Consider the following 12940-nt stretch of genomic DNA (forward strand, 5'->3'; position numbering starts at 1 on the left):
TCTCCAAGCCCGGCCCTGCGCCGGGCTTTTCAGTTCAGCGACACGGGAGCGGTGCCGCGGGCAAGCGTCACCGGCTCCTGCGCTCGGCGGGCGACGGGCCACTTCGGCGCAATCATTTGCGAGGGACTCCAGGTGGCGGAACTGCCGGCGTCGACGACGGAGGGCGGCGTGAAAAGCTCCGTGCCGATGTGTTCGCCGAGCTTGCGGTAGCTCTCCCATTGCGCTTCGTCGAAATACTGGTCGGTCGTCGGCTCCTGTGGAAACAGCGGATGCGTGCGCTGATACTGGAGGACATCGACCGTTTCGTCGCCCATCAGGCACGGCTTGATCAGCAGCAGCCAGGAGAACTGGTCCGTGTCGAGATAGTGAATACGCGCGAGGAGCGCATGGCGCTGCGAACGGACGGCGGGCGTCGCGCCGTCGTCGCCGCTGGCGACGTCGGGCAGCGGTTTGAAATCTTCCGGCACGCCGATGACGTCGAGGAGCGCGGGGTGGACGATCTCCTCGAGTTTCGGCATCGGGAAACGGGCGCCCGGATCGTCAGTCGCGAGGTCGGCGGTGCGGCGGACGACCTGGATCTCGGCGCCGAAATCGGTGCGAGCCTTGCGGACGAGATTTGCGAAATCGGTGAACTGGTAGTCGGGATCCTGGCCCGCATCGCTGCAGACGATGAACGGCACGCGGCGGCGGATCAGTTCATAGCAGCCGGTGTTTTCGAAATGTCCGCCATCGGACAAATACCAATGCCGCCGCGCGGGCCCGTGGAAGCGCGCGAAAAATTCGTTCATCAAGCACGTCTGGACGGGCAGGAGACGGCTAAGAATCCGGCTGCCGAGCTCGATGAAATTCGGCCGCGTCTTGTGGGGACGCGCTTCGGGGCAGATGCTGCTGTCCCACCAATAGCCGAGCCGGACGTTGGCGAGACCGAGCAGCAGGCTGAGCCCCAGGGACGTGCTCGCACCGGTCCCCGTGGTGAACGCGGCGCCGGAGATCGCCACCCAGCGGCCGAGGGCGAGCGCCTCGATGAGGTGATGTTCCTGTTTCTCATGGCACAGGGCGTGAAAACGCTTCGACCCGCAGTCGATCGGCACGATGCCGCGGCGGCGCGTTTCCCACAGCGCGCGCAGCGAACCGGGAGATCTGGTCGCCGGCGCGCTGCTCCAGAGCGCGTGCGAGTCGTGTCCGACCGAGAGTCCGCTGGGCCCGACCGCGAGGGCCAGGCCCTTGCGGTCGCGGCGTTCGATCTGGGTTTTGCCGGAGAGCGTTTCGTTCACGGTCACGTTGATCAGGTGCAGCGGTCCGCCGTGGCGATGCGGTGCGTAATCTTCGAGCGCGATCTCGTCGCCCGGCAGCAGCTCGGTCATATTGAAATTCTGGTGACGCCGACGTTCGGGGTTGGTCGCCCCGAGATACGCCCGCGCGAGCCGCGCGGCATACATCTGCTGCATTGAGGACAGGTTCACGAACCCGAAGCTGCGGCTGAAAAACCAGGAGGCCACGAACGCGGCCGCGACCGCGATCATCAAGGGCCAGCCGCCACTCATGGGCCGCAAGTCGGTGCCGTTCCAGACGAGGTCCCATTCCCAGGCGAAGCCGAGCGCCACCACCGACAGCGCGATCACGGTGAGTGCAACCCACGCGAACGACAGCACGAGCGCGACGACGCCGAGGGGCACGTGAAACCGGCGACTGCCCAGGAGTCGTTCGAGATAGATCGCGATCTTCGAACCAAACCCAAAGGTCACCGCGCCGGCGCCGGTGACCAGCGACCAGAGCGACGGAAATTCGAAGTTGTTCGACGACCAGTAAAGGTAGGCGGTCTGACCGAGCGAATCGATCGTGGCGAACAGCGCGGTCGCCACCAACGCGATCAGGCCGACCATGAACCCGCGGGTGAGCGCACCCTGCACGCGGGCGGCGAACTCGGCCGCCTCCATCGCGCGAAAGCGCGACACGAACATACCCCCGAATCGGCGCAGCAGCTCCATCCACGGCAGGAGCTGGGTTGACCAGTAAAAGACGCCCGTGGGGACCATCAACAAGGCCAGCGGGATGATTGGCAGCACCAGCCACGGGCTCCACCAGATCCCGAGCGCCGGATGCGACCAGAGATAGTTTTCGATTTGCAGCCAGGTGCCGCGGGTGGCCTGTGCGGTGCAAAGATCGACGCGGGTCAGTGCGCCCAACCCGAGCACGAAAAATCCGAACATGAGCAGGACGGTTTGCAAGGCGACCCAGTTTCGCAGCGCGACTGCGGCGGTCATCCAGTTGTCGCCCGCGCCATTTGGCGACAGGAAGCGGCCGTTCTCCCGCAGCCAGTTCACCGGCCACGAATGATTGTTCGCGAGTTCGCTTTCCACGGCGTCGGCTGCGGCGTTTTCGCGCGCAAAGGCGGCTCCGAGAAAGCTGCCGAAATAACCTCCGCCGGACACCGTGGAGAGAAAGTCGATCCGGCGCACGAGTCCCTGGCGGGCGAGCGCCTGGAAAAGTCCGAGGCAGAACGTGGCGCTGCGAATGCCGCCGCCGGACAGGGCGACGCCCACCACCGGCGCCGACGGATCGAGCTCGTTGCGGCGGCGGCGCGCGGCGATCTGTTCCTTTTCCGCGAGCTCCAGCTCCGGCGGATACTTCGCATCGTCCAGCGAGAGCGGTGGGTTCATGGCAGGGCGGGTTACAACGTTTTCAGATACTCGATCAGCGCTGCCTTCTCGTCCTCGGTCAGACGGGTGCCGTAAAGGTGCCCCCCATTGCCGTTGCCGCGCTCGGCCGTGTCGTGTTTCCAACCGTGACGCGCCGTGTCGTATCCTCGGGTGACGAAGCCGACGTTCACCGGATCGTAAACGTCGTAGCCGCGATGAAACACCTTGGGCCGGTCGTCGGGAGGGTTCAGCAGGTCGCGCAGCGTCGGCACGGAACCGTTGTGCAGATACGGCGCGCGCAGCCAGAGACCGTCGAGCGGCGGCGACTGGTAGCCCTCGATCTTCACCATGTTGGGACGATCGATGCCCATCTCCTTCACCCGGCGATTCGCCTCGTCGGCGGCGCCTTGCGTCCAGGTGTTCATGCGTTCCGCGTCGGTGCCGATTTCGGCGACGGGAACCGGCTTGTTCGTCCGCGGCGCGCCGATGTCGTGACACTCCGCGCAGTGCGCTGCGTAGAGCGGACGGCCGCGCGCCGCGAGAGTGCTGTCGATGGAAAATGGATACGCCGGCGGCGGCAGGCGGCTGAGGAAATCGTCGAGCTCCGCCATTCGCTGGAGAAACCACGCGCGGCGTTTTGTTGACCAGTTGAGCTGGTCGAGCGGCACCGTGGCGTCGGGCGCGGCGCCGAGGCCGAGCGCGGAATCGATCAGGACGGAACGGACAGCGGGGGTGTCGCAGCTCCAGTTGAGATACAGCCCATCGCCCTTGCGCACCTGCAGATTCCAGATCGACGGAAAATCGGCCTGCCCGGTCGAATCGTCGGTGGCCATGCTCGTCATGAAATATTTGGTGAGGTTCATGGGATCGTCGCGGCCTCGTCCCCAATCCGGCCAGCCGGGCCGGTTCATCCAGGCAAGCTGCTGCTCCTGTTGCTGCAGCGCGCGGCGGGTGACCGGGATCAGGACGAAGCGATAGAGCAGACGATCGATCCAGGAGAGTTTCACCTCGCGATCGATTTCGGGGAGAAGCGTGGCGGCGTTGAAGCGCGGATCGCGGCCACAGGCGATGAGGAAACGCAACAAACCCTGCACGTCGGTGGTGTGCGAGGGCGCGCCGACGACGACGTGCGGCGTTTCGTCCTCCCGGCTGCGCCACGTGCCGGTGTGGCAGATGGCGCAGTTGTTCGCGACCCGCGGAAAGCCGATCACGCGCTTGGTGAAACCTGACGGCAGCTCGCGTCCTTCCTCCCAGACGAGTCCGAAGGCTTTGTAGCCGCCGGGGCCGGGCAGGTGTTCGGGGAACACGCGCGGCAGCACGAGCCAGATGTAGAACGGAATCCCGCGGGTCGCCTCCGCGCCGATGCTGCCGTATTTAAAACGTTCCGCGGCGTCGGCCCACGTCGGCTCGGGTTCCTCGCGGAAAAACTTCTCCCACGCGAACCAGGCACCGGCGGCGCCGAGGACGACAACGACGGCGAGTCCGATCAGCAGTTTTCGTTTCAAGCGCGGCGACATGGTGGTCAGAAGGTTTTGAGGAATTCGATCAACGCGTCCTTGTCCGCAGCCCCGAGTTCGGTGCCGTAGGCGCGGCCCTCGTGGCCGAAGTTGCCGTTGCCGGGCAGCGACGTATCGAACGCGAAATACGTTTTGCTTCCTTCCCGCGCCACGTCGCTCACGAAGCCGACATTTTTCGGGTCGTAAACGTCGTATCCACGATGGAATGACACCGGCCGTCGCGACACCGGTTCGAGCAGGTCGCGCAGCGTCGGCACGGAGCCGTTGTGCAGGTAGGGTGCGCGCAGCCAGAGACCGTCGAGCGGCTGGTTGGCGTAGCCGTAGGTTTTGCGGAAATGCCGGAAGCGCTCCTCCGGATAGCCCGCGTAGAGCAGGTTTTGGTTGGCGGCGAGCTCGGGCGTGTAGGAGTCGAGGCGATGACGGTCGGTGCGAATGGCCTCGATCGGCGTCACTTGGCCGACGTGTGCGCCCGCGAAATCGCGGCCGTTGCGCCCGTGGCAGCCGGCGCAGTATTCGGCGTAGATCGGGGCACCGCGCTGCGCGAGGGCGGCGTCGATCGCATACGGATACGGCGGCGGTTGGGCGTCCTCGAGCCAGGCCTCCATGCGCTTGACGGACGCGCGATCGAGCGTCGGCGGGAGCGCGCCGGTGCCGAACGAGGCGCTGCGGTTGCGCTCCTCGACGGAGGTGTTGTTGCCGTCCCAGTGCAACGCCATGCCGCGCCGCGGACGCTGGTTCCAGATCGAAGGCAGGTCGCAGTTTCCCACCCATTCCTTTTCCGGCAGGCGGTCCATCGGAAAGTTCAGCAGCACCTTCGGCGGATTAAACGTATCCACGCGACCAGGACCGGCGTCCGGCTCGCGGTCCATGAAGCGGAAGCGGTCACGCAGGAAGAGCAGGCGGCGGCGGCCGATGTCGATGGCGAGATGGCGCAGGATCTGGCGGTTGATGAAATCGTCGGTGACGCCGATGCGCTCCATCTCCGCCATGATCCGGTCCGGCGTGAACTTTTCGCTCGTGGCGGCGTTGAAGAGGAAGCGCTCGAAACCCTGCAGGTCCACGGTGTTCGCGGGCATCCCGGCGATGATGCGCGGCGGGCTCTGCGGCGTGTCGCGCACGGTGCCGACGTGGCAGACGGCACAGTTCAGAAACACGCGCTCGATGCCCTGGACGTTGCGCTTGGAAACGCCAACCGGAAGATCGGCGTCGCGCGGCCGCGTCGGATCGAAGACGAAACCGAACGACGCCAGGCCCTTTTCCGGCTCGGGCAGCAGTTCGGGAAACATCGTCGGGAGCACTTTCCAGAGCGCGTAGGGAATGCCGGCGTCGCGTTCGCCGCCCGTCGAGCCGTATTTGAAATGCTCGTCCGGCGCATCGTAGTGCACCGGCTCGTCGCGCCGGAGCCGGACGGCGAAGTAGACGGCGAAGACGACGAGGGCGAGCGCGGCGGCCGACCAGAACCGACGCCAGCCGTGGCAGGCGGGTTCGTATTGAAAGCTGAGCGAGAACTTCAGCGCGGGCCGCGCGCTTTTCCCGAGAAAAACCTGGCCGAGGTAAAGTCCGGGGGAAACGAGGCGGATCTCGTCGCGGACGAAACGGGCGACGAGCGACGTTTGCGAGTAGTCGATGACGATGCAGTCGCGGCCATCGAAACGACTTTTCCCCGCGTAAACCTGCGCCTTGATGGCGAGGAAGCCGAAAGGCGTAATGCGATTGCGGAGACAACCGCCGGCGGGATCGAAGACTTTGCCCTGCCAACAGAACCAGCGGGCGAACCAGGCCAGGATCCGCGCGAGGACTGTGCCGGGGCAGGCGATCGCGGCGCCGGTGGCTTCGCCTTCGGGAATCGGTCCGGAGGGGCTGGCGCCAAAGAGCGCGTCCAGCTCTTCGGAGCGTTTTCGCAGAAGCTGGCGGGCGGAGAGGGCCACGGGACCGCGCGGGCGCTCAGCCGTTCACTTTGACGGAAATCGCAGGGCGAAGTCGACGAGCCGCGTCCGGCCCCACCACACCTTGCCGAGGTAGAGCCGATGGGCGGCGTCGACGAGACGGATCTCGTCGCGAATTTTTCGGGCGAAGAGCGACGTCTTCGAATAGTCGAGGACGATGCACTCGGCGCCGTCGATCCAACTCGTCGTGTGATACACGCGGGCGACGATTGCGTGGGCGCCGACGACAGTGACCTTGTTGACCAGCGTGGCCCCGATGCCGTCGGGATTTGGGGTGAACACCTTGCCCTGCCAGGCGAGCGCGTGGACGAAGGGGGCGATCAGACGACTCCAGAATGAACCGGGACAGACGATCGCCTCACCCTCGGCATCGCCTTCGGGAATCGGTCCGGCGGGGCTGCGACGGAAAAGATCGTCGAGCTCGGATTGGGAGAGGCGCTTGAGCTGGTCGAAGGTGATCGTCGCCGAGGTAGAGCCAGACGTCCTCGTCGGGTTGACGGGAGAGTGCGGGGTGTCGAGCCCGATGGGAGTGTCGGGCTCCGCCTTTCGGGATTCGGGCGGGTTCATAACGTTTTGAGGTATTCGATCAGCGCGCGTTTATCCTCCTCGGGCAGTTCGGTGCCGAAGAGGTGACCGCGATCCTCGATCAGGTCGGGGCATTTGCTGACGGTGAACATGGCCGGAGCGACCTCGTCGCGCATCAATGCCTTCGCCGCGGCGGCGTCGAGATTCTGGACTTTGATGCGGAGCAGGGCGGTTTTGACCTTGATGAACAGCTTCGCGAGATCGGCCGGGTCGGCGTCGGGATCGATGTTGGCGATGAGATTGATCGGCGTGCCCTCCGGAATCGGGCCGAGTCGGAAGTAGCCGTCGGGATCGAGATGCGGCTTGAGCAAGACGCGCAGCGCCTTGGGCAGCGCAGCGGCCTGGATCTGGACATTGCATTCGCGCGAGGTGCGCCAGATCGAGTCGGTGCCGGGGCGCAGGTCGGGCCAGAGAAGTTTTTCGACGGCGTCGTTGAACGCCTCCATGCGGCCGGCGACGGAGGGATCGCCGGTGAATTTGCCGAGCGCGTTGTTGTGGAAGAACGGCGCGGACGTCCATAGCCCGATCAGCGACGCAGGCCGGTAGTAGCCGGGACCGCCGGAGGGTGACGGAAATTTTTCGGTTCGGTCGGTATAAGGATTGTAGACCTCGATCGGATCGATCGGCGGGAGATTCTTGTAGGTGTCGGACGAAAAATTCGCCCAGATGTGGCCGGCCTTGGCGTTGGTGCCGAACGCCCGCGAGGCGTTGGTGCCGATCTTGGCGACCGAGTAGCGACGTTCGTCGGCGAAGAAGTTGTTCTCGCGAAAATCGTCCTGCAGGACCGCCTTGGCGAACCAGGCTTTTTCGGCGGCGCCGGCGGGCGGGCGTTTGCTCGAGTGGCAGGTGGCGCAGTTCTCGCCGAATACGACCGCGCCGCGGCGCAGCACGATGCCATCCTTGGTCAGGTAGGCGTCGCCGCCGGGGGCGTCGGCGAGATGAACCGGCCGCAGGCGCGCGAAGAAGCGGGCGATGTTTTCGAATTTCTGCTGCGTCGCGAGCCAGTAGACGGAGTGCTTCTGCGCCGTGGAAATCTCGAACGGTTTCTGACCCGTGAGGCCGACGAGCGCGTTGTGCTGCTGCAGCCAGTGCTGCGAATACATGCCGATGTTGATGTAAACGCGCAGCGTCGCGCCCGGCACGCCGACGGAGTCCGCGCCATCCTTCAGCACCATCGGCACCTTCATCGCGTGCGTTTTTTCGTCGACCGCGATGCCGGGCATCAGGCGGGTTTCGTCGCTCGTAATCACCTCGTCGTGTCCTGCGGCGAGGCGCTCGCCGAGGAGGAAGATCGGGTTAATTGTATTCGGATTGTTGATATTGTCGGTAGCGATGCGCGAGGTGTCCGACGTGCCGGGCGGCTGGGCTTTCAGCATTTCCCAGAAGAAGCCGCCTTCCTTGACGTTGGAGGCGAAGGTGCGGCCTTCGCGAATGTATTGGTTGCCGATTGCGGAGGAGAGGTTTTCCCATTTCGGATTCGCGGGATCGGCGGGCGGCGAGAGCGGGTTGAAGGCGATGTGGCAGGCGCCGCAGGAGACGCCGACGCGATAGGGCCGGACGAGCTCGGGACTCGCGGCGTAATCGGCGTCGCGGTAGTAGCGTTCGCCGTCCCATTTCTGGCGGGCCTTCGCGTCGAAATCGGGGTTGGGGAAAAGGCGGAAACCCATGATGCCGGTCGGGCGGCCGTAGACCTTGGGATCGATGGACGTCGGTTCGGGCGCGTCGGCTTCGTCGATCCAGAGGCCGTATTCGTCCGGCTTGGACGCCCGCCGGTAGCCGGGCTGGTTGATGAGGCCCATTTCCTGGAAGCGGCTCGCGCGGTTTCGCGAGTCAATGGTTTTGAGGAGATCGATGAGGCCGTAGCTCTCGCGCGACATGCGCTCCCAGAACTGCTCGTTGCCGCCGGTCCAGAGATTCCAGGTGTTGCGGCCCTTGATCTCGTCCACGGAGAGCGCGATGCCGCCGTCCATGGGCTTGAATACGTCGTCGGCGAGCTCGGGAAAATCCTCGGGCTTGCGGCCGCCGGCGGTGTCGTCGAGCGACGCGCGATTCGATTTGCAGGCGCCGGCGAACAGGAGGCCAGTCAGCAGGCACGCGCAGCCGAGCCGGGAGGCGGGGGAGGTTTGCATGGGGGGCGGGGGATTCCGGGGAAATGCAGACCGGGAGGCGTCTTGGCCGGGCAAACGTGTAGGCCGGGGCGTACAGTGGGGGCGAGTTTTTCAACCGCACGCCTCACCTAAATCGCCATCGGTGGATACCTGATCCCGGGCGAGCTTGGCGGCCGCGCGGGACCGGACGAAAACGGGTGCGGGATGCCTTCGAGAGTTGTGCTTGCTCCGGGGGCGGCGGGTTGGCTTGCTCGAAAACTTCGTTTTTACCAGCAATGCACCGCACCCACCACTGCGCCCAGCTCACCGCCGCCGACCTCGACCGGACCGTTTCCCTGATCGGTTGGGTCGACACCATTCGCGACCAAGGCGGCATCATCTTCGTCGACCTGCGCGACCGCAAAGGCATCACGCAGATCAAGCTCGAGGCGCATGACAATTCGAAGCTCGCGGAGCAGTTGAAGCACTTGAAGCCGGAGTCCGTGATCGAGATCAGCGGCCAGGTTGTGAAGCGCCCGGCGGGCACGGAAAACAAGAGCCTGCCGACCGGCGAAATCGAGGTCGTGGCCTCCGCGCTCGAACTGCACAATATTTCCGATACGCCGCCGTTCCCGCTCGACGACGCGGGCGGCGACAAGGTCAACGAAGACCTGCGGCTCACGTATCGTTATCTCGATCTCCGCCGGCCGAAGATGCGGAAAAATCTCCAGGTGCGTCACCGCGCGGCGAAGTCGATCCGCGATTACTTCGATGCGCAGGAGTTCATCGAGGTGGAAACGCCCGCGCTGTTCAAGAGCACGCCGGAAGGCGCGCGCGAGTATCTCGTGCCGTCGCGCATTCACCCGGGGCAGTTCTACGCGCTTTCGCAGTCGCCGCAGCAGTTCAAGCAGATCCTGATGGTCGCGGGCGTGGAGCGGTATTTCCAAATCGCGCGCTGCTTCCGTGACGAGGACCTGCGCGCCGACCGCCAGATGGAGTTCACGCAGGTGGACGTCGAGGCGTCGTTCGTGACGCGCGAGGACATTTACGCGCTGTTCGAAGGGATGCTGAAGAAGGTGTGGAAAGACGTGCTGGACGTCGACATTCCCACGCCCTTTCCGCGGATGCCGTTTGTCGATGCGATGAACCGTTATGGCGTGGACAAACCCGACGTGCGTTTCGGTCTCGAACTCGCGGATCTGTCGGAGACGTTCAAGAACTCCGCGTTCAAGGTGTTTCAGGCGACCGTCGCGAGCGGCGGGGTGATCAAGGCGCTCAACGCGAAAGGTCTTTCCGACATCACGCAGGGCGAGCTGAAGAACCTCGAGGACATCGCGAAATCGCTCGGCGCGAAAGGCCTCGCGTTCATCAAGGTCGAAGGCGGCGAGTGGAAGTCGCCGATCGTGAAATTCTTTTCCGACGCCGAAAAGGCCGAGCTCACGGCGAAGCTGAAGATGGAGGAGGGCGACATCGTCTTCTTCGCGGCGGCCCCGTGGGAGAAGGCGTGCGCGATCCTCGGCCGGCTGCGACTCGAGTCGGCGGCGCTGCTCCAAAAGCGCGGCAAGCTCACCGTCCGTCACGACGACTGGAAATTTCTCTGGGTGATCGATTTTCCGCTCATGTCCTACGACGAGGCGGAAAACCGCTACGTCGCGACGCACCATCCCTTCACCGCGCCCGTCGCGGAGGACGCGGCGCTGCTCGACAGCGACCCGAAGAAGGTGCGGGGCCAGCACTACGACGTCGTGTTGAACGGCATGGAACTCGGCGGCGGCTCGATCCGGATCCATCAACCGGCGCTGCAGAAAAAAGTTTTCGAGGACGTGCTGAAGATTCCGCAGGACGTCGTGGAGAGCCGCTTCGGCTACATGCTGAAGGCGTTCACGTATGGCGCGCCGCCGCACGGCGGCATTGCGTTCGGTCTGGATCGCATGGTCGCGCTGCTCTGCGGCACGACGAGCATCCGCGACGTGATCGCGTTTCCGAAGACGCAGAAGGGCCAGGACCTCATGGCGCAGAGCCCGACACCCGTGACGCCACGGCAGCTGAAGGAGCTGCATATCCAGACGGTGATGCCGGAGTGATTGTCGCTCCGGTTTTATATAAAGCTCTTTAAAGAGCGGGTCGCCCGACCCGCTCTTTTTTTATATAATTCCGACCGCCGGCGGTTGAGTGAAGTGGTGGGGGAGGGTTTGGCACAGCCTCTGCTTTTGCGGGGCCGCGTCGCGACCGGGTTGGTCGCGGCTGACTTCCAACCATCACTCGACGAACCACACTATGAAGCTACGGTCCCAGCATCTCTCGGGCGCATTGAAGATGGCAGGCATCTTCTTGTCGCTGACCCTGGTCAGTGCCTTCGGGCAGGAGGCCGCCGCGGCTGCGGCGGCGGAGGCTCCGAAATACAAGGATGTCGCGGAATTCGCGGAATCCGCGGGCTACACGCTCTTCACCGCGAACAACCTCTGGATGATGGTTTCCGCGGCCCTGGTGTTCTTCATGAATCTCGGGTTTGCGTGCGTCGAGTCGGGGCTGACGCGCGCCAAGAACACCGCGAATATCATGTTCAAAAACACGATCGTGCCGTGCATCGGCATCGTGACGTTCGCGCTCGTCGGCTTCAATCTCATGTATCCAGGCGCGGACTTCGCCGGGAAGTGGTTCGGTTTTGCCGGCTTCGGCATCAGCGTTACCGACGAGGTGGCCAACCTGACCGATGTCTATAACGCCGGCTACACCTACTGGACCGACTTCCTGTTCCAGGCGATGTTCGCCGCGACCGCCGCGACGATTGTGTCCGGCGCGGTCGCCGAGCGCATCAAGCTCGGATCGTTCATGGTGTTCACCGTGCTGCTGGTGACAATTTCCTACCCGATCACGGGCATGTGGAAATGGGGTAATGGCTGGCTGAATACGATGTCCACGCCGTTCTACGACTTTGCCGGTTCGACGATCGTGCACTCCGTGGGCGGCTGGGGTGCGCTGGCCGGTATCATGATCCTTGGCCCGCGCGCCGGAAAATACCGCGATGGCAAGGTCCTGCCGCTGCTCGGTCACTCGATTCCGCTGGCGACGATCGGCGTGTTCGTCCTGTGGCTCGGCTGGTTCGGCTTCAACGGCGGTTCGGTGCTGTCCGCCAATCCCGGCGCGGTTTCGCTGGTGCTCGTCACCACCGCGCTCGCGGCTGCGGCGGGAGGGCTCGCCGCGACGTTCACGTCCTGGACGCTGCAGAAGAAGCCGGACGTTTCCATGGCGCTGAACGGCATCCTCGCCGGTCTGGTGGCGATCACCGCCGGCGCCGACCAGATGAGCCCCAACGAGGCCATGATCATCGGCCTGATCGGTGGCGTGCTCGTCGTGCTCGCGGTCACGTTCTTCGACAAGCTGAAGCTCGACGACCCGGTCGGCGCGACTTCGGTCCACCTGGTCAATGGCGTGTGGGGGACGCTGGCGGTCGGTTTGTTCGGCAACCTGGCCGGCGGCGCGCAGCTCGTGTCGCAGCTGATCGGCATCGCCTCGATCGGGCTGTTCACCTTCCTGTTCTGCACGATCGCGTTCCTCGCGATCAAGGCCACCATGGGCCTGCGCGTCTCGCCCGAGGAAGAATCCGACGGCCTCGATATCGGCGAACACGGTAACGAAGCTTATCCGGATTTCACGCCCGCTCATAAGTGACGCCTCAGCCTCGGCCGGCGGCTACGGGCTTGCGCCAAACTGCCGCCGGGGCTACCAACCCATCACCCTGACATTCCATCCCGCATGAAACTCATCATTGCCATCATCAAGCCGTTCAAGCTCGAGGAAGTGAAGGCCGCCCTGGCCGAGATCAACATCGAGGGCATGACGGTGACCGAGGTCAAAGGCTTCGGCCGGCAGAAGGGGCACACGGAAATCTACCGCGGCAGCGAATACACGGTGGACTTCCTTCCGAAGGTGAAAATCGAAGTCGCCACCACCGACGCGCTCGTCGGCAAGGCCATCGACGCAATCGTCAAATCCGCGAAGACCGGCAAAATCGGCGACGGCAAGGTCTTCGTCATGCCCATCGAGGAAGTCATCCGCATCCGCACGGACGAGCGCGGCGAAACCGCCATCTGATATATATAGACGCAGTCACGGACGTTATCGCCTGTGCTTTACGCCGGCTCCACGGGGAGCCGGCTTTTTTG

At 64.4% G+C, this 12940-nt stretch carries 8 protein-coding genes; 3 read left to right on the plus strand and 5 right to left on the minus strand.

Annotation, left to right across the window (positions count from 1 at the left end):
* Positions 1 to 29: 29 nt before the first annotated feature.
* Genes AC6RV7_RS12690 through AC6RV7_RS12710 form a run of 5 tightly spaced genes read right to left on the minus strand, consistent with a single transcriptional unit; the run spans position 30 to position 8816 of the window.
* A complete protein-coding gene (locus tag AC6RV7_RS12690; RefSeq protein ID WP_500094368.1) occupies positions 30 to 2660 on the minus strand; it encodes a hypothetical protein in 2631 nt (876 codons plus the stop codon).
* 11 nt (positions 2661 to 2671) lie between these two features.
* Positions 2672 to 4156, minus strand: coding sequence for a c-type cytochrome (locus AC6RV7_RS12695; RefSeq protein ID WP_500094369.1), 1485 nt, complete (start codon positions 4154 to 4156; stop codon positions 2672 to 2674).
* Positions 4157 to 4161: 5 nt separating this feature from the next.
* Positions 4162 to 6084, minus strand: coding sequence for a c-type cytochrome (locus tag AC6RV7_RS12700; protein WP_500094370.1), 1923 nt, complete (start codon positions 6082 to 6084; stop codon positions 4162 to 4164).
* A 24-nt stretch (positions 6085 to 6108) separates the two neighbouring features.
* Complete coding sequence (locus AC6RV7_RS12705) at positions 6109 to 6669, minus strand: hypothetical protein (protein WP_500094371.1); 561 nt, start codon at positions 6667 to 6669, stop codon at positions 6109 to 6111.
* The gene (locus AC6RV7_RS12710) at positions 6666 to 8816 is read right to left on the minus strand and encodes a hypothetical protein (RefSeq protein ID WP_500094372.1); all 2151 of its coding nucleotides are present in this window, start codon (positions 8814 to 8816) and stop codon (positions 6666 to 6668) included. Before AC6RV7_RS12710 ends, AC6RV7_RS12705 begins: the two co-directional genes overlap by 4 nt.
* A gap of 254 nt (positions 8817 to 9070) precedes the next feature.
* On the opposite strand from AC6RV7_RS12710, the gene aspS reads away from it, so the two are divergent.
* From aspS to AC6RV7_RS12725, 3 genes are all read left to right on the plus strand, one after another.
* Entirely contained in the window at positions 9071 to 10858 is a 1788-nt protein-coding gene (gene aspS / locus AC6RV7_RS12715) for an aspartate--tRNA ligase (RefSeq protein ID WP_500094373.1), read from the plus strand.
* 382 nt (positions 10859 to 11240) lie between these two features.
* Positions 11241 to 12446 carry an ammonium transporter gene (locus AC6RV7_RS12720; protein ID WP_500094913.1) on the plus strand — a complete coding sequence of 402 codons (1206 nt, stop codon included), beginning with the start codon at positions 11241 to 11243 and terminating at the stop codon, positions 12444 to 12446.
* Between the two features lie 84 nt (positions 12447 to 12530).
* Complete coding sequence (locus AC6RV7_RS12725) at positions 12531 to 12869, plus strand: P-II family nitrogen regulator (protein ID WP_500094374.1); 339 nt, start codon at positions 12531 to 12533, stop codon at positions 12867 to 12869.
* Positions 12870 to 12940 lie beyond the last annotated feature (71 nt).

The organism is Opitutus sp. sgz309028 (genome assembly GCF_059821195.1).

What these genes read in the sequence shown, in the direction of transcription:
- AC6RV7_RS12710 (WP_500094372.1), bottom strand. Translation starts at nt 8,816, where the DNA reads ATGCAAACCTCCCCCGCCTCCCGGCTCGGCTGCGCGTGCCTGCTGACT.
- AC6RV7_RS12720 (WP_500094913.1), top strand. Translation starts at nt 11,241, where the DNA reads ATGATGGTTTCCGCGGCCCTGGTGTTCTTCATGAATCTCGGGTTTGCG.
- AC6RV7_RS12690 (WP_500094368.1), bottom strand. Translation starts at nt 2,660, where the DNA reads ATGAACCCACCGCTCTCGCTGGACGATGCGAAGTATCCGCCGGAGCTG.
- aspS (WP_500094373.1), top strand. Translation starts at nt 9,071, where the DNA reads ATGCACCGCACCCACCACTGCGCCCAGCTCACCGCCGCCGACCTCGAC.
- AC6RV7_RS12705 (WP_500094371.1), bottom strand. Translation starts at nt 6,669, where the DNA reads ATGAACCCGCCCGAATCCCGAAAGGCGGAGCCCGACACTCCCATCGGG.
- AC6RV7_RS12695 (WP_500094369.1), bottom strand. Translation starts at nt 4,156, where the DNA reads ATGTCGCCGCGCTTGAAACGAAAACTGCTGATCGGACTCGCCGTCGTT.
- AC6RV7_RS12725 (WP_500094374.1), top strand. Translation starts at nt 12,531, where the DNA reads ATGAAACTCATCATTGCCATCATCAAGCCGTTCAAGCTCGAGGAAGTG.